The organism is Mumia quercus (assembly GCF_025506335.1).
Classification (GTDB): Bacteria; Actinomycetota; Actinomycetes; order Propionibacteriales; family Nocardioidaceae; genus Mumia; species Mumia quercus.
On the sequence record NZ_JANZYO010000003.1, the window covers coordinates 449,378 to 467,761 of the forward strand.

The following is an 18,384-nucleotide window of genomic DNA, read 5'->3' on the forward strand; positions in this document are numbered from 1 at the left end:
GGTGGTCGAGATGGGCCCGGGGTGGCGTGCTGCCGCCCCGGGCCTGTGCCGCTTGACCGGTACTCAGAAGGAGCACGATGACGACCTCCGCGGTGGAGCTCGAGGGGATCGAGAAGCGATTCCCCGGTGTGATCGCGAACCACGACGTCAACCTGCGCATCGCCCCCGGCACGGTCCACGCGCTGGTCGGCGAGAACGGCGCCGGCAAGTCGACGCTGATGAAGATCCTGTACGGCGTGCAGAAGCCCGACGCGGGGACGATCACGGTCAACGGCCAGAAGGTCGAGTTCTCGAGCCCGTCGGACGCGATCGCCCAGGGCATCGGGATGGTCTTCCAGCACTTCATGCTGGCCGACAACCTCACCGTCCTCGAGAACGTCGTCCTCGGTGCCGAGAAGCTGTACGGCACCGGCGCCAAGGCGCGCGAGCAGGTTCGCGCGATCTCGCACCGCTTCGGGTTCGACCTGGACCCCGACGTGCTGGTGGAGACGCTGGGCGTCGCCGCGCGGCAGCGGCTGGAGATCCTCAAGGTCCTCTACCGCGGCGCCAAGATCATCATCCTCGACGAGCCGACCGCGGTGCTGGTGCCGCAGGAGGTCGACGCCCTCTTCGCCAACCTCGAGGGCCTCAAGTCCCAGGGGCACACGCTGCTGTTCATCTCGCACAAGCTCGACGAGGTGCTCCACGTCGCCGACGCGATCACGGTGATGCGCCGCGGGACGACGGTCGGCAGCCCCGACCCGAAGCAGGTCACCAAGCGTCAGCTCGCCGAGCTCATGGTCGGCTCGGAGCTGCCGTCGCCGGAGACCGAGGAGTCGACCGTCACCGAGACGGTCGAGCTGCGTGTCCGCGACCTCACGATGGTCGACGACTTCGGGCGCACCGTGCTCGACAGCATCGACCTCGAGATCCACCGCGGCGAGGTGCTGGGCATCGCCGGTGTCGAGGGCAACGGCCAGACCGAGCTGGTCGAGGGCATCCTCGCGATGCGCCACACCACCGGGCAGGTCGAGCTCGGCGACACCGACATCTCGCGCTGGGGCACGCGGCGCCGCCGCGCGGCCGGGATCGGCTACATCCCCGAGGACCGTCACCGGCACGGCCTCCTCCTCGACTCGCCCCTCTGGGAGAACCGCGTCCTCGGCCACACGTACGAGGACGTCGCCGTCAAGCGCGGCTGGATCAACCGCGGCGGAGCTCGCGGCGACGCCGAGCGGATCGTCTCCGAGTACGACGTCCGCACCCCGGGCATCGACACGATGGCCCGCGCGCTGTCGGGCGGCAACCAGCAGAAGTTCATCGTCGGCCGCGAGCTCTCGGGCAAGCCGAGCCTGCTCATCGCCGCACACCCGACCCGCGGCGTCGACGTCGGAGCGCAGGCCGCGATCTGGGACCAGATCAAGGACGCGCGTCGCGTCGGCCTCGCCGTGCTGCTCATCTCTGCCGACCTCGACGAGCTGATCGGTCTGTCCGACCGCATCGAGGTCCTCCTGCGCGGCAGGATCGTCGGCAGCTTCGACCCGCGTACCGTCACCCCTCAGGACCTCGGCGAGGCCATGACGGGCGGACAGGAGGAAGCATGAACCGCCTGCGCAACGCCGGCGTGGCGATCGCTGCGCCACTCCTCGCGATCGCCTTCTCGCTCGCCGTCACGAGCATCGTCATCGAGATCTCCGGCGGCTCGGCCGGGGACTTCATCGGGATCATCTTCTCGTGGCCGGCCGACCGCATCCTGGTCAACATCGCGAACCAGACGTCGCTGATCTACCTGTCCGCGCTCGCGGCCGCGGTCGGCTTCCGGATGAACCTCTTCAACATCGGCGTCGAGGGTCAGTACCGCATGGCGGCCTACGCGGGCGCGCTGTTCGCCGGCGCTGCGCTGCTGCCGGGCGCCCTCAACGTCATCGGCTCGTTGCTCGTCGCGGTCGCCGCCGGCGCCGCGTGGGCCGGCATCGCCGGACTCCTCAAGGTCACGCGCGGCGTCAGCGAGGTCATCTCGACGATCATGCTGAACGCGATCGCCGTGACGATCACGGGCTACCTGCTCAGCACGTACGGGTTCAAGGCCGGCGACTCGCGCCGCACCACGGTGATCCCCGAGTCCAGCCAGGTCCCCGGCTGGCAGCCGTTCGACAAGTCGGCCGGCGAGGTCTGGACACTGGGCCTGCTGGCGGTCATCGCCGGTGTCGCGTTCTGGCTGGTGCTCAACAAGACCCGCTTCGGCTTCGACCTCCGCACGACGGGTCAGTCGGAGACCGCCGCCGTGGCGAGCGGCGTGAACACCAAGAAGATGACGCTGCTGACGCTGCTCATCTCCGGCGGCATCGCCGGCCTGATCTGGATGCCGTCGCTGTTCGGCAGCGCCCACTACTACGGCACCACCTTCCAGGTCGGTCTCGGCTTCACCGGCATCGCGGTCGCCCTGCTCGGACGCAACCGAGCGCTGCCGATCGCGTTCGCCGCGCTGCTGTTCGCCTTCCTCAACGAGCAGTCGAACCGCCTCACGATCGAGGCCGGCATCTCCGTCGAGGTCATCCAGATCACCCAGGGCATCATCGTCCTCGCGGTCGTCATCGCCTACGAGCTCGTACGCCGCTACCGGCTGCGCGCCGAGGAGAAGCAGGTGGCCGAGGCGCCCCGTCCCGACGCGACCCCCGAGGAGGTCTCGGCATGAGCACCCTCGCCACCGAGACGGCACCCCCGCCGCCGCCGACTCCGTCCGCGTCGCTCGGACGCTCGTACCGCTGGCTCCTGGTCACGGTCGGCTTCATCGCGATCGTGTCCTCCGTCCGCGTCATCAGCGGTGCCAACGAGATCGACTCGGTCGGCACCATCCAGGCGGCGCTGATCGCGACCTGCCCGATCCTGCTCGCCGCTCTCGGTGGCGTGTGGGCCGAGCGGGCGGGCATCGTCAACATCGGCCTCGAGGGCCAGATGATCCTCGGCACCTGGGGCGCGGCCTACTTCACGTACTTCTACGGCCCGTGGGTCGGTCTGATCGGCGCGGCGCTCCTCGGCGCCGTCGGCGGCATCCTGCACGCGATCGCGACGGTCACCTTCGGCGTCGACCACATCGTCTCCGGTGTGGCGCTCAACATCATCGGCGCCGGCGCGGTCGCGTTCCTGGCGGAGGCCTACTTCCGCGACCTCGACGGCGGCGGCATCAAGCAGCTCACCGGGCTGCCGACGCCACCGCGGGTCGAGGTCCCGTGGCTCGGGGACGCCGCCGCGGAGCTGGCCGGCAAGCACTGGTTCGTGATCTCCGACGTCGCGGCCGTGGTCGCGGCGCTGACGCGCAACATGTCGATCATGGTCTACCTCGTCGCGGCCCTGGTCGTGTTCACCTCGTGGGTGCTCTGGAAGACGACCTTCGGTCTGCGGCTGCGCTCGTGCGGCGAGAACCCGCAGGCGGCGGAGACGCTGGGCGTCAACGTCTACCTCTTCAAGTACATCGCCGTGATCATCTCGGGCGTCTTCGCCGGCCTCGGCGGCTACATGCTCGTCCTGGTCTCCTCCAGCGGCTTCGTCACGGGCCAGACCGGCGGCCGCGGCTACATCGGCCTGGCCGCGATGATCTTCGGCAACTGGCGACCGTTCGGTGCGGCCGGTGCGGCGACGATGTTCGGCTACACCGACGCGATGCAGCTGCGCAACGCCGCAGCGGTGCACGCGCTGCTGCTGCTCGTCGCGCTCCTGCTGTTCGTCTTCGCCTTCCTGCGGATGCGCAAGGGCGACCGCAAGAACGGGATCCTGTTCGCGGTGCTGGGCGTGGCGTTCCTCGTCTGGTACCTGCTCAGCGACGAGGTCCCGCGCGAGTTCGCCGGCATGACCCCGTACGTCGCGACGCTCCTGGCACTCGCGCTCGCCACCCAACGGCTACGGATGCCCGCGGCCGACGGCAAGCCGTACCGCAAGGGACAAGCCGGATGACCGACGTCGACTGGGATCGCCTGCACGACGCCGCGGTCGAGGTCATGCGCCGCGCCTACGCGCCGTACTCGCACTATCCCGTGGGTGCTGCTGGGTTGACCGACGACGGCCGCCTCGTCGTGGGCTGCAACGTCGAGAACGCCGCGTACGGCGTCGGTCTGTGCGCGGAGTGCGGCATGGTGTCGTCGCTGCACGCCACGGGCGGGGGCCGGCTCGTCGCCGTCGCGTGCGTCGACGGCTCGGAGGAGCCGGTGATGCCCTGCGGGCGCTGCCGCCAGCTGCTCTGGGAGAACGGCGGTCCGACGATGCTCCTGCGCACCCCGCGAGGTGTCGTGCCGATGACCGAGGTGCTGCCCGACGCGTTCGACGACGGCGACCTCGGAGCACGGTCCTGAGGCTCGCGGGCGATGATGATGCCGTGAAGACCGACGTCGACCTGAACGATCCTGCCTTCGTCGCCGACCCGTACCCGGTGCTCGCCGAGCTGCGCGCCGCCGGCCCCGTGCTGTGGCACGAGCCGAGCGGCCGCTGGCTGGCGACGACGCACGACGCGGTGAGCCAGACCCTGCGCAACCGCAGGCTCGGGCGGATCTGGACCGACTGGGAGCCGGTCGACGAGATGGAGCCGTTCAACGCGCTCCACCGCAACCAGATGATGGAGAACGAGCCGCCCGCCCACACCCGGTTGCGACGCCTCGTCGCCGGTGCGTTCGGGCGCGGCCACGTCGAGCGGATGCGCCCGCGCGTGGAGGAGCTGACGGCACGCCTGCTCGACGGGCTGTCCGGCACGGTCGACATCCTGGGCGACTACGCCGAGCCGCTGCCTGTGTACGTGATCTGCGACCTGCTCGGTGTCCCCGGAGACGACCACGCCCAGCTGCGGACGTGGTCGCAGGGCATCGTCCACATGTACGAGCAGGGAGTGGGTGAGGAGACCAAGCGCGAGGCCATCGCCGCCAGCGTGGCGTTCAGCGAGTACGTCGCCGCGCTGGTCGCGGAGCGCAAGGCGCAGATGGCCCGCGGCATCCGGGGCGACGACCTGCTCACCGACCTGATCGCCGAGCGGGACCCCGAGTCCGGCGGCGCCGCACGCCTGAGCGAGGACGAGCTGGTGGCGACGGTCGTGCTGCTGCTCAACGCCGGGCACGAGGCCTCGGTGAACGTCTTCGGCAACGGCGTGCACGCGCTGCTGTCCCACCCGGCGCAGCGCGACCGCGTGCTGTCCGGCGAGGTCTCGGTCGCGACCGCGCTCGAGGAGCTCATCCGCTACGACGCGCCGCTGCAGCTGTTCGAGCGCACGGCGACCGAGGACGTGGACGTCGCCGGCACGACCGTCCGCGCCGGCCAGAAGGTCGCGTGCCTGATGGGCTCGGCCAACCGGGACGCCGCGGTCTTCGCCGACGCGGACGCGTTCGACGTGTCGCGCGACCCCAACCCCCACGTCGGGTTCGGGATGGGGCTGCACTTCTGCCTGGGCGCACCGCTGGCGCGCATGGAGCTCGAGATCTCGCTCAGCCGGCTTCTCGAGCGTTTCCCGCGCCTGGAGCTCACCGGTGTCGCGCCGCGACGCCCCACGTGGGTCCTGCGCGGGTTCGAAGGTGTCGAGATCGATCTTGGGGAGGCCGCATGACCATCGGCAGGCACGACGCCGTCGAGGTGATCGCGGTGAAGCGGGACGGGAACGTCCTGACGGACTCGCAGATCGACTGGGTCGTCGACGGGTTCACGTCGGGCGAGGTCGCCGACGTGCAGATGGCGTCGCTGGCGATGGCGATCGTCCTCAACGGCATGGAGTTCGGCGAGATCGCACGCTGGACGGACGCGATGATCCGCAGCGGGGAGCGGATGGACTTCTCCGGGCTGTCGTGGCCGACGGCCGACAAGCACTCGACGGGAGGGGTCGGCGACAAGATCACGCTGCCGCTCGCACCGCTGGTCGCCGCGTGCGGCGTCGCGGTGCCCCAGCTGTCGGGCCGTGGGCTCGGGCACACCGGCGGGACGCTGGACAAGCTCGAGTCGATCCCCGGCTGGCGTGCCGACCTCACGAACGACGAGATGATGCGCCAGCTCGAGGACGTGGGTGCGGTCATCTGCGCCGCGGGCGCGGGTCTGGCCCCGGCGGACAAGAAGCTCTACGCGCTGCGCGACGTGACCGGGACGGTCGAGTCGATCCCGCTGATCGCGAGCTCGATCATGAGCAAGAAGATCGCCGAGGGCACGGGGGCGCTCGTGCTCGACGTGAAGGTCGGGTCCGGTGCCTTCATGAAGGACCTCGACGCGGCACGCGAGCTCGCTCGTACGATGGTCGCCCTCGGCAAGGACGCCGGTGTCGACACCCGCGCGCTCGTCACCGACATGTCGACCCCTCTCGGGATGACCGCCGGCAACGCGCTCGAGGTCGCGGAGTCCGTCGAGGTGCTCGCAGGCGGGGGACCGGCCGACGTCGTCGAGCTGACCGTGGCGCTCGCGCGCGAGATGCTCTCGGCCGCGGGCCGCGAGGACGTCGACCCTGCGGACGTGCTCGCCTCCGGGCGTGCGATGGACGTGTGGCGTCGCATGATCGCCGCGCAGGGCGGCGACCCCGACGCCGAGCTGCCGCACGCCTCCGACATCCAGGTCGTCGCCGCCGACCGTGACGGCTACGTCGGCCGGGTCGACGCGATGGCGGTCGGGCTCGCCGCGTGGCGCCTCGGAGCCGGTCGCTCGCGCCCGGGGGAGTCGGTGCAGGCCGGTGCCGGCGTCGAGCTGCACGTACGCCCGGGTGACCGCGTCCGTACGGGCCAGCCGCTGATGACGCTGCACACCGACGAGCCCGCGCGCTTCTCGCGCGCGCTGGCGGCGCTGGAGGGCGGTTACGACGTCGTGGACACCGCACCGGCTCCGCGGACGAACCCGGTGCTCGAGCGCATCGCCTAGAGGTCGGTGCCCGGATCGCGGGCGGGGGTGCGCAGATAGGCTGGTCCGATGGTCAGCCCAGAGCAGATTGCGCGCGTCCCGAAGGTCCTCCTGCACGATCACCTGGACGGCGGTCTGCGGCCCGAGACGGTTGCGGACATCGCCGAGCGCACGGGCCACGAGCTGCCGGTCGCCGACCCGGCCGACCTGGGGGACTGGTTCGCGTCGGCCGCGACCTCGGGCAGCCTGGTTCGCTACCTGGAGACGTTCGCGCACACCGTCGGCGTCATGCAGACCACCGAGGACCTGGTCCGCGTCGCGCGCGAGTGCGTCGAGGACCTCGCCGACGACGGTGTCCTCTACGCCGAGGTCCGCTGGGCTCCCGAGCAGCACCTTCGCGACGGACTCACGCTCACCGGTGCCGTCGACGCCGTCCGTGAGGGCTTCGCCCAGGGCACGGCAGAGGCGGCCAGGCGGGGACGGACGATCCACGCGCGCCAGATCCTCACGGCGATGCGGCACCAGGCGCGCTCGCTGGAGATCGCCGAGCTCGCCGTCGCCTACCGCGACCGGGGAGTCGTCGGCTTCGACATCGCCGGGGCCGAGGCGGGCTACCCGCCCACCCGGCACCTCGACGCGTTCGAGTACCTCCATCGCGAGAACGCGCACTTCACGATCCACGCGGGCGAGGCGTTCGGTCTCCCGTCCATCTGGCAGGCGATCCAGTGGTGCGGCACCGACCGGCTCGGCCACGGTGTGCGCATCATCGACGACATCGACCTCAGCGACCCCGACGAGCCGCGCCTCGGTCGGCTCGCCGCGTACGTGCGCGACAAGCGCATCCCGCTCGAGCTGTGCCCGTCGTCGAACGTCCAGACGGGAGCGGCCCCCTCGATCGCCGAGCACCCCATCGGCACGCTTGCCTCGCTCGGCTTCCGCGTCACCGTCAACACCGACAACCGGCTGATGAGCCAGACGTCCATGACGCGCGAGATGACGCTGCTCGTCGAGGCGTTCGACTACGACCTCGACGACCTCCGGTGGTTCACCGTGAACGCGATGAAGAGCGCGTTCCTCCCCTTCGACCAGCGCCTCGCGCTCATTCAAGATGCGATCAAGCCGGGCTATGCTATATAGCCCCTTTCTGGACTCTGCTACCTTGTGCGCAGCCGCGTGTGAAACATGCCACGAAGTAGGGAGAATCCATGGGTGGGCGTCACACCTTGGCGAAGGAGAACGAAGCCGGCCGCAAGTGGCAGTACGGAATCGGTCTCGTCGTCGTCGCCACGATCCTGACGGGGGTCTTCGTCCTCAGGGACCCGGACACCCCGGCCGTTGCGTCATGCTCGACGACGCACGACGTCTCGGTCGCCGCAGCACCTGAGATCGCGCCGGTCATCGAGGCCGCGGTCGAGCGCGTCGGAGACGACGCGTGCGCGGCGTACACGGTCGAGGCACAGGCCCCCGCGCTCGTGGCACAGTCCCTCGCGATCGGTGAGGGCACGCCGGACCTGTGGATCCCGGACTCCTCGCTGTGGCTCGCCCGCGTCACCGCCCAGCAGCCGGAGGGAGCCGCGGGCCCTGAGGTCGTCACGAAGTCGGTCGCGACCTCTCCCGTGGTCCTCGCGCTCCCCAAGGACGGACCCGGACGGCCCGACACGTGGCTCCAGGCGATGACCGACCCCAAGTTCACCAACGGTGACGCGCTGGCGACGACGCCGGCGACGGTGCCGCTGCTGGCCGCCCAGGCCGAGGCCGCGAAGGGCCTGACCAGCGCGGAGACCGTCGGCGCGACTCTCGTGACCCTCGCCCAGCGGCAGTCCGTCGCGGCGCCGAAGACCAACCCCGCCGAGCTCCTCGCCGAGGTCGCGAAGTCGGGTGGCAGCACCGTCGTGAGCGAGCAGGTCTTCCAGGCCGTGCCGGGCAGCGCCGAGTTCGTCGCCGTCGTGCCCAAGACCGGCAGCCTCGTGCTCGACTACCCGCTCGCCACCGCCTCCGACAACCCGGGCAACGAGCGCGCCGCGAAGGCGCTCGCCGCCGCTCTCGGATCGGCCGCCGGTGTCGAGACGTTGAGCGAGGCGGGCTTCCGCACGCCGTCCGGAGACCCGCTGCCCGAGGGCAAGGGCGTCGGCCAGTTCACCCCGATCGCGCTCGACAACCCGCAGCTCGTGGCGCAGACCCTGCGCAAGTGGTCGGTCATCGCACTCCCGGCCCAGACCGTCGCGGTGATCGACGTGTCGGGCTCGATGGAGGCCCAGGCCGGCGACTCGACCCGCATGGGGCTCACGATCGAGGCCGCGCTCACCGGGCTCTCGCTCATGCCCGACTCCTGGGCCGTGGGCTCGTGGGCCTTCTCGCACAAGCTGGACGGCGAGCAGGACTGGAAGAAGCTCGCCCCGATCCGCAAGCTCGGCTCCGTCAACGGCGGCGTCAAGCACCGCGACGTGGTCGTCCAGAAGACCCGCGAGATGGCGACGCTCGTCGGCGGCGGCACCGGTCTCTACGACACGGTGCTCGCGGCGTGGCGGACCGTCCAGGCGCAGTACGACCCGAAGGCGATCAACTCGGTCATCATCCTCACCGACGGCAAGAACGAGGACTCCGACAGCCTGTCGCTGTCCGAGCTCCTTGCCACGATCCAGCGCGAGCGTGACCCGGCACGTCCGGTGATGGTCGTCGCGATCGGTATCACCGAGGACGCCGACGAGGACGCGCTCAACAAGATTGCCAAGGCCACGGGGGGCCAGGCCTATATCGCTCGGGAGGCTTCAGAGATCCCGAAGGTGTTCGTCAACGCCCTCGAGTCTCGAGGGTGATCCACTCCGCTCGCTCCGTGTCGCGCCGCCCTTTCGCAGGGGCGGCGCGGCGCTGTCAGCGTGGCGCCTAGCTCTCGGCAGGAGCTCCACCATGGGAGGACGTCATGCGGGCGACAAGGACGCCGCCCGCTTAGGACCGACCACGTACGCGGTCGGATTCGCGGTGGTCGTCGCTCTGCTCGTCGGGCTGCTGGCGCTGCGCGACGACGACGGCTCTGCGGAGGCGCAGTGCGGCACGTCCGAGCCGGTCACGGTCGCTGTCGCGCCCGAGCTCGCGCCTCTGGTCGAGTCGGCGACCGACCGGGCGGCCACCGCCCGGTGCGTGACCTTCGAGATTCTCGCCGAGCCACCGGCCCTCACGTCGCAGGCAGTCGCGCTCGACGACGGCGCGCCTGACCTCTGGATCCCGGACTCGGCCGTCTGGCTCACCCGGGTCGCGGGGCAGCTGGTGGAGGGTGTCGAGGCTCCGCGCACCCTCGTCCGCTCCGTCGCGACCTCGCCGGTCGTGCTCGCCTGGCCCAAGAACGGCGGTGAGCCGCCTGCGAAGTGGCTCCAGGTGCTCACCAACCCGAGGTTCACCATCGGCGACCCCTTGTCGACGGCCACCGCGACCGCGCCCCTGCTGGCCGCGCACGCCGAGGCCGGCAGCAGCCTGACGCCCGCGGTCTTCGACACCGTCAGCAGGGCGCAGGTGACGCTGGCGCAGCGCCAGTCCGCCAGCACGGCGTCGGCCGACCCCGCGGCGCTGCTCGTGGAGACCGCGAAGACCGGCGGGAGCACCGTCGTGAGCGAGCAGGTCTTCAACGCGTCCCCGGCCGCCGACTCCTTCGTGCCGGTCCTGCCGGGCGACGGCAGCTTCGCGCTGGGCTATCCGCTGGCGCTGGTCTCCGACGACGAGGGGCACGAGAAGGCGGCGACCGCGCTGGCCGACGCCCTGACCTCTGCGGACGGGGTCGCCGCCCTGGAGAAGGCCGGCTTCCGTCGCCCCTCCGGCGAGCCTCTCAGCAAGGGCGGCGCGATCGGCCGCTTCGCCTCGATGACGATCGAGGATCCGGCGGTCATCGGCGACACGCTGCGGCGCTGGTCGTTGATCGCGCTGCCGGCGCAGGCGCTCGCGGTCATCGACGTCTCCGAGCCGATGGGGGAGCGCGCAGGCGGCTCGACGCGTATGAAGCTCACGATGGAGGCGGCGATGACCGGGCTCGGGCTCATGCCCGACTCGTGGTCCCTCGGCATGTGGGCCTTCGCGCGCAAGGTCGACGGCAAGAAGGACTGGAAGGAGCTCGTCCCCATCCGTCCGCTGTCCACCAGCACCGGAGGCGTGAACCAGCGCGAGCTGGTGATCCGTCAGACGAAGTCCCTCAACAAGCGCGTCGAGGGCCGCACGGGCCTCTACGACACGACGCTCGCCGCGTTCCGCGAGGTCCAGGCACGGTACGACCCGAAGGCCGTCAACTCGGTCATCCTCGTCACCGGCGGGCGTAACGACGACCCGGGCAGCATCTCGCGCGGGGAGCTCGTCGAGACGCTCAAGCGTGAGCGAGACCCCGCACGGCCGGTCGTGATCATCGCGCTGGGGATCACCGAGGACGCCGACGCGTTCTCCCTGCAGGAGATCGCGAAGGCCACCGGCGGCCAGGTGTACCTCGCCCGTCAGCCCAGCGAGATCGCGAACGTGTTCATCAACGCCCTGCGCTCGCGTCACTGACGCGGGCGCGGGCGGCGATGCGCCGCTCAGCCTGGCGGGGCGTGACGGGTCGGCACCCGTGACGCTCCGCCAGGGCCACGACGGCAGGCTCCTCACGCATCAGGTGCCAGCCACGGCGCAGCAGCACGGGCAGCGACTTCCGCTTCTCGCGCAGGTCGCGGGCCAGCCGCAGGACGAACGTGACAAGCCGGTGGTGGCGTACGCACATCGCGTCGGCGAGCAGCCCGCGACGCTCCAGCTCCGCAACCACCACGTGCGCGAAGAGACCTTCGGCGACGACGGTCGCGGCGTCGGCGAGGACGAGGGTGTGCGCGCCCGTACGCCGGCTCAGCGCGATGTCGTAGACGGGGACCTCGACGGTGCCGACGGTGCAGAGGACCTCCAAGGCGTCGCACGCCGCCACGACGTCCCACGATCGCTCGTCGTCCCAGTCGACGACCTCGGTGTCGCCGAAGGTGATGGTCGGCAACCCGGGGTCGCCCGCCTCGCGGTAGAAGTCGTCCAGCCGTACGACGGGCAGGCCGCTGCGCGCGGCGACCCGCGACTTGCCCGAGCCCGACGGTCCGGACAGGACGACCACTCCGACGCGGCCGCTCACACGCCCACGGGGTGCCAGACGGTCTTCGTCTCGAGGAAGGCCGTCATGCGGGCGATCGACGGCTCTGCCGTCCAGTCGGGGGCGCTCGGGCGCAGGACGCGCTTGAGGTTCACCGCGGCCTCGGCCTCGAGCGTGGTGGCGAGGTCGGCGTCGGTCACGCCGGTCAGGTCGAGCGCGTTGACGTCCAGGTGGGCCGCGAGCCACGGCCCGAGCTCGGCGACGTCACCGGTGAGGACGTTGACGACACCGCCCGGGACGTCGGAGGTCGCGAGGACCTCGGAGAGCGTGACGGCGGCGAGCGGACGCTCGTAGGAGGTGACGACCACCGCGGTGTTGCCCGACACGATCACCGGGGCGAGCACCGACACGAGGCCCAGGAGGCTGTCGTCGGCGGGTGCGGCGACCGCGACCACCCCGGTCGGCTCCGGCGAGGAGAGGTTGAAGAACGGGCCGGCGACCTGGTTGGCGTTGCCGGTGACCTGCGCCAGCTTGTCGGCCCACCCGGCGTACCAGACCCACCGGTCGATCGCGGCGTCGACGACCTTGGCGGCCTGCGCCTTGGTGAGCCCCTCGGCGGCGACGACGTCGGCGGTGAACTGCTCGTGACGCCCCTCGATCATCTCCGCGACGCGGTAGAGGATCTGGCCGCGGTTGTACGGGGTGCGCCCCGCCCACCCGCCGAACGCCTTGCGGGCGGCGACGACGGCGTCGCGCGCGTCCTTGCGCGAGGCCTTGGCGGCGTTGGCGAGGAAGCGGCCCTTGGTGTCGCTCACCTCGTACGTGTGGCCCGACTCGGAGCGGGGGAACGCCCCGCCGATGTAGAGCTTGTAGGTCTTGCGCACGTCGAGCCGGCTCATGCGGTCTCGCCCTCCTGCAGGTCCGAGCTGGTGAGGTAGGCGGCGAGGCCCTGACGGCCACCCTCGCGGCCGTAGCCCGACTCCTTGTAGCCGCCGAACGGCGAGGCGGGGTCGAACTTGTTGAAGGTGTTGGCCCAGACCACGCCGGCGCGCAGTCGGTCGGCGATGGCGAGGATGCGCGACCCCTTTTCGGTCCACACGCCGGCCGACAGTCCGTACGGGGTGTTGTTGGCCTTGGCGACCGCCTCGTCCGGCGTGCGGAACGTGAGCACGGAGAGCACGGGGCCGAAGATCTCCTCGCGGGCGATCCGGTGCGCCTGGGTGACGCCGGTGAAGACCGTCGGCGCGTACCAGTAGCCCGAGGACGGCAGCTCGCACGGCGGCGACCACCGCTCGGCGCCCTCCTCGTCGCCGGTGCTCGCCAGCGCGGTGATGCGGTCGAGCTGCTCGCGCGAGTTGATCGCACCGATGTCGGTGTTCTTGTCGAGCGGGTCGCCGACGCGCAGCGTGGTCATGCGGCGCTTGAGGCGCTCCATGACCTCGTCGTACACGTTCTCCTGCACCAGCAGCCGCGAGCCTGCGCAGCACACGTGGCCCTGGTTGAAGAAGATCCCGGAGACGATGCCCTCGACCGCCTGGTCCATCGGGGCGTCCTCGAACACGATGTTGGCGGCCTTGCCGCCGAGCTCGAGGGTCAGCCGCTTGTCGGTGCCGGCGACGGCGCGCGCGATCTGGCGGCCGACGTCGGTCGACCCCGTGAACGCGACCTTGTCGACGTCGGGGTGCGACACGAGTGTCTGCCCGGTGGCGCCGGCACCGGTGACGATGTTGACGACGCCCGGCGGGAGGTCGGCCTGCTGGCAGATCTCGGCGAACAGCAGCGCCGTCAGCGGCGTCGTCTCGGCGGGCTTGAGGACGACGGTGTTGCCGGCGGCGAGCGCGGGAGCGATCTTCCAGGCGAGCATGAGCAGCGGGAAGTTCCACGGGATCACCTGGGCCGCGACACCGAGCGGGCGCGGCGTGGCGCCCAGGCCCGCGTACGCGAGCTTGTCCGCCCAGCCGGCGTAGTAGAAGAACCACTGCGAGACGAGCGGGATGTCGACGTCGCGCGACTCCTTGATCGGCTTGCCGTTGTCGAGCGACTCCAGCACGGCGAGCTCGCGGCTGCGCTCGGCGAGGATGCGGGCGATGCGGTAGAGGTACTTCGCGCGCTCGCGGCCCGGCATCCGCGACCAGGTGCAGAAGGCCCGGCGGGCGGCGGCGACCGCGGCGTCGACGTCGGCGTCGGTCGCCTCGGTGACCTCGGCGAGCACCTCCTCGGTCGCCGGGTTGACGGTCTTGAACGTCCTGCCGTCGGCGCCCTCGGTGAAGGCGCCGTCGATGAAGAGCCCGTACGAGGGCTGGAGGTCGACGATCGAGCGCGACTCGGGCGCGGGCGCGTAGTCGAGCGGGGTGGGGGGTACGGCGTGGTCGGCCATGTCGCTGCCTTCAGTCGATCGTCACGTAGTCGGGGCCGGCGTAGCGGCCGGTCTCGAGCTTCTGGCGCTGCATGAGCAGGTCGTTGAGCAGGCTCGATGCCCCGAAGCGGAACCACGTCGGGGTCATCCAGTCGACGCCGGCGGTCTCGTTGACCGTGACGAGGTACTTGATGGCGTCCTTGGTGGTGCGGATGCCGCCGGCGGGCTTGACGCCCACCTGCACGCCGAAGGTGTCGCGGAAGTCACGCACTGCCTCCAGCATGAGCAGCGTCACCGGCAGCGTCGCCGCGGGCGCGACCTTGCCGGTGCTGGTCTTGATGAAGTCGGCGCCGGCCAGCATCGCCAGCCAGGAGGCGCGACGGACGTTGTCGTACGTCGCGAGCTCGCCGGTCTCGAGGATCACCTTGAGGTGGGCGCGGGTGCCGTCGCGGCGCTCGCAGGCGGCGCGGACGGCGACGATCTCCTCGTAGACCTTGAGGAGGTCGCCGGCGAGGAAGGCGCCACGGTCGATGACCATGTCGATCTCGCTCGCGCCCGCGGCTACGGCGTTCTCGGTGTCGGCGATCTTGATCGGGAGGGCGGCGCGGCCGGACGGGAAGGCGGTGGCGACGCTCGCCACGCCGACCGGGGCGTCGCCGAGCGCCTCACGGGCGGTGGCGACGAGGTCGGGGTAGACGCACACGGCGGCGACCTGCGGGCAGGTCGCGTCGGACGGGTCGGGTCGCAGCGCCTTCGCGGCGAGCGAGCGGACCTTGCCGGGGGTGTCTGCCCCCTCCAGCGTCGTCAGGTCGACCATCGAGATCGCGAGGTCGATCGCCGTGCGTTTGGCGTCCTTCTTGATGGATCGGGTCGCGAGAGCGGCGGCGCGCGCCTCCAGCCCGACCTGGTCGACCCCTGAGAGGTCGCCCAGCACGGTCCGGACGTCGGCGGCGCTGCCGAGCACGGTCGGTGTCGTGGTCACTTGGACAGTCTAGTTTGGGGGGACTGGGCGGCGTACCCGTCCTGCAGGCATGCTGGGGCCATGAGTGACACAAACGGACCCGTGGTGGTCGGCATCGATGGATCGGACGACGCGACACGTGCGCTGAGGTGGGCCAGCGCGTACGCGGTGGCGACCGGCTCGGCGGTGAGGGCGGTGGCCGTGCTGGGTCGCGACCTGGCCGGCTCCGACGCCGCAGAGGAGGTCGAGACGACGCTGGTCCAGGAGGCCCAGTCCGTGCTGGCGGAGTCGGGGGCGACGACGTACGAGGTCGAGACCCGCGTCGGCAAGGCGTCCGAGGAGCTCATCGGTCTGTCGTCGGAGGCGTCCGTCGTCGTCCTGGGCAGCCAGGGGCACGGGGCGATCCAGGGCCTGGTGGTCGGCTCGGTCAGCCAGCACGTCGCTCGCCACGCCGCGTGCCCGGTGGTCGTCGTCCGCGAGCCCGCACGCGCCGCGGCGACCCAGGTGGTCGTCGGGACCGACGGTTCGGACGAGGCCGCCCCCGCGCTGGAGTGGGCCTTCGCGTACGCGGCGGCGACCGGCGCGGAGCTGACCGCGATCTACGGCTTCCAGACCTCCGCCTCGAGCCCCGCGGTGCTCTCGGGCTACATCCCGACCAACGTGGGCGACGAGATCGCCGTGGCCGAGGGGATGCTGGCAGAGGCGGTGGCGCCGCTGTCTGCACGCTATCCCGGGGTGGCCGTGCGGCAGGAGGCGATCACCGTGCCCGCCTCCGTCGCCCTGACGGACGCGTCGGACGCGGCGGCGCTGGTCGTGGTGGGTTCGCGGGGTAGGGGAGCGTTCGAGGGCATGCTGCTCGGTTCGGTGAGCCAGAGCCTGCTGCACCGCGCCCGGTGCAGCGTGGCCGTCGTCCGCTGACGGTCTCCAGGGACCACATTCTGATCGCGCTTTGTACTATTTGTCCGAATTGGGCAGGTATGTCACTCTCGGTCTAGGAGTACGGCCCTTCAGTGGCCATGCGTAGCGTCCCCCGCACCCCCGGGCGGGCGTGGACGCTGGGATGACGAGCATCCGCTCCTGTGCGTCCGGTGGCGGCGGTGTCCGCCGCCGCTGCCGGATGCCGTACGTGCGACCCCCGGCGCGTCAACGGCAGTCCTGTGAAGGACGCCCTGCCCGAGCCTTGTGCTCGGTCGGTCCTGCCTGCTCCGGTCCGGTCGCGAACGACCTACCGGTACAGGAGCAGCATCGTGAACACCCCCTTCAGCAACCCCTTCCGCCATCCCCGACGAGTCCGCCGCGCCGGCGCGACCGTCCTCGCCGTGGGTGCCTCCCTCGTAGGCGCCACCCTCGCCACCTCGGCTCCCGCCTCCGCCGCCCAGACGCCCGCGACGGCGTCGACGGCCCAGGTCGACACCCAGGTCGAGGCCGTGCGGTCGGCCGACAAGCCCGGCGGCCGCCTCGCCCGCGGCGTCGACGTCTCGGGTCACCAGCACCCGAAGGGCCGTGCGATCAACTTCGGCAAGATCCGCAAGGCCGGCTACACGTACGCCTTCATCAAGGCGACCGAGGGCCGCGGCTTCGTCAACGAGTACGTCAAGACCGACGGGCGCGCGAGCGAGCGTGCCGGGCTCGCCACCGGCTTCTACCACTTCGCCCGGCCCGGCACCCCGGCCGTCCCGCAGGCGCGCCACTTCGTCAACCAGGTCCGTCGCACCGGTGTCCACAAGCCGATGCTCGTCCTCGACCTCGAGGCGAACGACGGTCGCGGCCCCGTGTACATGCGGGCGTGGACCAAGCAGTGGCTCCGGACCGTCGAGCGCATGACCGGCACCCGCCCCATCCTCTACACCGGGCCGGGCTTCTGGAAGGGGTCGGTCGCGGACGATGCGGCCTTCGCCAAGTACCCGCTGTGGGTCGCCCACTACGGGACCAGCCGTCCGACCGTCCCGGGCCCGTGGCGCGGCTACACGATCTGGCAGCACACCAGCACCAAGCGCGTCCCTGGGATCCCCGGTCGCGCCGATGCGAACGTCGGCTCTCGCTCGCTCGCCGAGCGTCTGGCGCCGCCGAAGTCGCACCTCGGGCAGTCCGCCAAGGCCGCCGCGGCCAAGCGCGCGGAGGCGACGACGAGCCGTTCGGGCGAGCGTCCGGCGGCCGGCGGGACCAGCAAGTCCTCGGCCAAGGACCCCAACGCGACCGACGCGGAGATCAAGGACGCCCCGAAGGACGAGCGGCACGCCAAGGCGCCGCTGTCGGGCGCGCTGCTCGACGCGATCACCGCGCACTCCAAGTCCGGCAAGAAGCTGAGCGGTGTCCCCGGCCTGACCCGCTGAGCTCACCCACCCTACGGACGCAGCCGCGCCGTGCCTCGAAGGAGGCGCGGCGCGGCTTGTCTGTCTATCCTGCGTGTAATACTCTGAGCCGAGTACTCGACATCGGAGGAAGTCATGGCCGTACGACGCCCGGCGAACGCTCTCGCGCTCGCGGTGCTCAGCCTGCTGGCCGAGCGGCCGATGCACCCCTACGAGATGTCGAGCACGCTGCGGGAGCGGCACAAGGAGGAGAGCATCCGCCTCAACTACGGGTCGCTCTACTCCGTCGTCGAGTCGCTGGAGAAGAAGGGCCTCATCGCCGCTCGCGAGACCGTGCGCGAGGGGAGGCGTCCCGAGCGGACCGTGTACGAGATCACGTCGGACGGCGAGGTCGTGATGACCGACTGGCTCAGCGAGCTCCTCAGCGAGCCGAGCCCGCAGTACACCGACTTCGAGGCTGCCCTCTCGCTCATGGCGACGCTCCCGCCCGAGGACGTGCTGCGTCTGCTCGAGCGTCGGCTGACCGAGCTCGCTTTGCAGGCGCGGACGCACGAGGCGATCCGCGCCGCCGTGCCCGAGGGGTTCCCGCGCCTGTTCGTCGTCGAGAGCGACTACCAGCAGGCGCTGCGCGACGCCGAGACAGCCTTCGTCAGCGGGCTGGTCGGCGAGCTGCGCGACGGCACCTTCGGTGGACTGGCCGTGTGGCGGCGGATTCACGAGCTGCGCGACGAAGGGCTCGCTCCCGATGCGCTGGAGCGGGTGCTGCGGGACGAGTTCCCCGAGCTCGAGGCGATGATGCCCAGCTCGTGACGCGACCCCGTGCGGCCGCACCAGCGGACCGTACGGAACA

General features: G+C 71.1%; 16 protein-coding genes. 12 read left to right on the forward strand and 4 right to left on the reverse strand.

Annotated elements, in window-relative coordinates; all coding sequences use genetic code 11:
- Window positions 1–77 precede the first annotated feature (77 nt).
- The 9 genes from NYZ95_RS08690 to NYZ95_RS08730 all read left to right on the forward strand — a co-directional run bounded on the left by NYZ95_RS08690 (window position 78) and on the right by NYZ95_RS08730 (window position 11,349).
- Entirely contained in the window at window positions 78–1,583 is a 1,506-nt protein-coding gene (locus NYZ95_RS08690; protein WP_262850688.1) for an ABC transporter ATP-binding protein, read from the forward strand.
- Complete coding sequence (locus NYZ95_RS08695) at window positions 1,580–2,674, forward strand: ABC transporter permease (protein ID WP_262850690.1); 1,095 nt, start codon at window positions 1,580–1,582, stop codon at window positions 2,672–2,674. The genes NYZ95_RS08690 and NYZ95_RS08695 overlap by 4 nt, the downstream gene beginning before the upstream one ends.
- A complete protein-coding gene (locus NYZ95_RS08700; RefSeq protein ID WP_262850692.1) occupies window positions 2,671–3,930 on the forward strand; it encodes an ABC transporter permease in 1,260 nt (419 codons plus the stop codon). Before NYZ95_RS08695 ends, NYZ95_RS08700 begins: the two co-directional genes overlap by 4 nt.
- Window positions 3,927–4,325 carry a cytidine deaminase gene (locus tag NYZ95_RS08705; protein ID WP_262850694.1) on the forward strand — a complete coding sequence of 133 codons (399 nt, stop codon included), beginning with the start codon at window positions 3,927–3,929 and terminating at the stop codon, window positions 4,323–4,325. The genes NYZ95_RS08700 and NYZ95_RS08705 overlap by 4 nt, the downstream gene beginning before the upstream one ends.
- A 23-nt stretch (window positions 4,326–4,348) precedes the next feature.
- Entirely contained in the window at window positions 4,349–5,560 is a 1,212-nt protein-coding gene (locus tag NYZ95_RS08710) for a cytochrome P450 (RefSeq protein WP_262850696.1), read from the forward strand.
- On the forward strand, window positions 5,557–6,846 hold the full coding sequence (locus tag NYZ95_RS08715; protein ID WP_262850698.1) for a thymidine phosphorylase: 1,290 nt from the start codon (window positions 5,557–5,559) through the stop codon (window positions 6,844–6,846). The genes NYZ95_RS08710 and NYZ95_RS08715 overlap by 4 nt, the downstream gene beginning before the upstream one ends.
- A 48-nt stretch (window positions 6,847–6,894) precedes the next feature.
- Window positions 6,895–7,962, forward strand: a complete 1,068-nt coding sequence (locus tag NYZ95_RS08720) for an adenosine deaminase (protein WP_262850699.1) — start codon at window positions 6,895–6,897, stop codon at window positions 7,960–7,962.
- Between the two features lie 68 nt (window positions 7,963–8,030).
- The gene (locus NYZ95_RS08725; protein ID WP_262850701.1) at window positions 8,031–9,641 is read left to right on the forward strand and encodes a substrate-binding domain-containing protein; all 1,611 of its coding nucleotides are present in this window, start codon (window positions 8,031–8,033) and stop codon (window positions 9,639–9,641) included.
- A gap of 91 nt (window positions 9,642–9,732) precedes the next feature.
- A complete protein-coding gene (locus NYZ95_RS08730) occupies window positions 9,733–11,349 on the forward strand; it encodes a substrate-binding domain-containing protein (RefSeq protein WP_262850703.1) in 1,617 nt (538 codons plus the stop codon).
- Here NYZ95_RS08730 and NYZ95_RS08735 read toward each other — a convergent pair.
- The 4 genes from NYZ95_RS08735 to deoC are packed head-to-tail and all read right to left on the reverse strand — an operon-like array spanning window position 11,324 to window position 15,243.
- Window positions 11,324–11,947: a nucleoside/nucleotide kinase family protein gene (locus NYZ95_RS08735; RefSeq protein ID WP_262850705.1), complete on the reverse strand. Its 624-nt coding sequence runs from the start codon at window positions 11,945–11,947 to the stop codon at window positions 11,324–11,326. The genes NYZ95_RS08730 and NYZ95_RS08735 overlap by 26 nt on opposite strands.
- Window positions 11,944–12,804, reverse strand: a complete 861-nt coding sequence (locus NYZ95_RS08740) for an aldehyde dehydrogenase family protein (protein ID WP_262850707.1) — start codon at window positions 12,802–12,804, stop codon at window positions 11,944–11,946. The genes NYZ95_RS08735 and NYZ95_RS08740 overlap by 4 nt, the downstream gene beginning before the upstream one ends.
- A complete protein-coding gene (locus NYZ95_RS08745; RefSeq protein WP_262850709.1) occupies window positions 12,801–14,282 on the reverse strand; it encodes an aldehyde dehydrogenase family protein in 1,482 nt (493 codons plus the stop codon). Before NYZ95_RS08745 ends, NYZ95_RS08740 begins: the two co-directional genes overlap by 4 nt.
- A gap of 10 nt (window positions 14,283–14,292) precedes the next feature.
- On the reverse strand, window positions 14,293–15,243 hold the full coding sequence (gene deoC / locus NYZ95_RS08750; protein ID WP_262850711.1) for a deoxyribose-phosphate aldolase: 951 nt from the start codon (window positions 15,241–15,243) through the stop codon (window positions 14,293–14,295).
- Window positions 15,244–15,303: 60 nt separating this feature from the next.
- Here deoC and NYZ95_RS08755 point away from each other — a divergent pair, with 60 nt between their 5' ends.
- From NYZ95_RS08755 to NYZ95_RS08765, 3 genes are all read left to right on the forward strand, one after another.
- Complete coding sequence (locus NYZ95_RS08755) at window positions 15,304–16,140, forward strand: universal stress protein (protein ID WP_262850713.1); 837 nt, start codon at window positions 15,304–15,306, stop codon at window positions 16,138–16,140.
- 329 nt (window positions 16,141–16,469) lie between these two features.
- Window positions 16,470–17,555, forward strand: coding sequence for a glycoside hydrolase family 25 protein (locus tag NYZ95_RS08760; RefSeq protein WP_262850715.1), 1,086 nt, complete (start codon window positions 16,470–16,472; stop codon window positions 17,553–17,555).
- A gap of 114 nt (window positions 17,556–17,669) precedes the next feature.
- Complete coding sequence (locus NYZ95_RS08765; RefSeq protein WP_262850717.1) at window positions 17,670–18,344, forward strand: PadR family transcriptional regulator; 675 nt, start codon at window positions 17,670–17,672, stop codon at window positions 18,342–18,344.
- The last annotated feature ends 40 nt before the right edge of the window (window positions 18,345–18,384 follow it).

Excerpts from the sequence above, each read along its gene's own strand:
- NYZ95_RS08720 (WP_262850699.1), top strand. The coding sequence starts at position 6,895 with ATGGTCAGCCCAGAGCAGATTGCGCGCGTCCCGAAGGTCCTCCTGCAC.
- NYZ95_RS08705 (WP_262850694.1), top strand. The coding sequence starts at position 3,927 with ATGACCGACGTCGACTGGGATCGCCTGCACGACGCCGCGGTCGAGGTC.
- NYZ95_RS08730 (WP_262850703.1), top strand. The coding sequence starts at position 9,733 with ATGGGAGGACGTCATGCGGGCGACAAGGACGCCGCCCGCTTAGGACCG.
- NYZ95_RS08755 (WP_262850713.1), top strand. The coding sequence starts at position 15,304 with ATGAGTGACACAAACGGACCCGTGGTGGTCGGCATCGATGGATCGGAC.
- NYZ95_RS08700 (WP_262850692.1), top strand. The coding sequence starts at position 2,671 with ATGAGCACCCTCGCCACCGAGACGGCACCCCCGCCGCCGCCGACTCCG.
- NYZ95_RS08725 (WP_262850701.1), top strand. The coding sequence starts at position 8,031 with ATGGGTGGGCGTCACACCTTGGCGAAGGAGAACGAAGCCGGCCGCAAG.
- NYZ95_RS08745 (WP_262850709.1), bottom strand. The coding sequence starts at position 14,282 with ATGGCCGACCACGCCGTACCCCCCACCCCGCTCGACTACGCGCCCGCG.
- NYZ95_RS08765 (WP_262850717.1), top strand. The coding sequence starts at position 17,670 with ATGGCCGTACGACGCCCGGCGAACGCTCTCGCGCTCGCGGTGCTCAGC.
- NYZ95_RS08695 (WP_262850690.1), top strand. The coding sequence starts at position 1,580 with ATGAACCGCCTGCGCAACGCCGGCGTGGCGATCGCTGCGCCACTCCTC.
- NYZ95_RS08690 (WP_262850688.1), top strand. The coding sequence starts at position 78 with ATGACGACCTCCGCGGTGGAGCTCGAGGGGATCGAGAAGCGATTCCCC.
- NYZ95_RS08715 (WP_262850698.1), top strand. The coding sequence starts at position 5,557 with ATGACCATCGGCAGGCACGACGCCGTCGAGGTGATCGCGGTGAAGCGG.
- NYZ95_RS08740 (WP_262850707.1), bottom strand. The coding sequence starts at position 12,804 with ATGAGCCGGCTCGACGTGCGCAAGACCTACAAGCTCTACATCGGCGGG.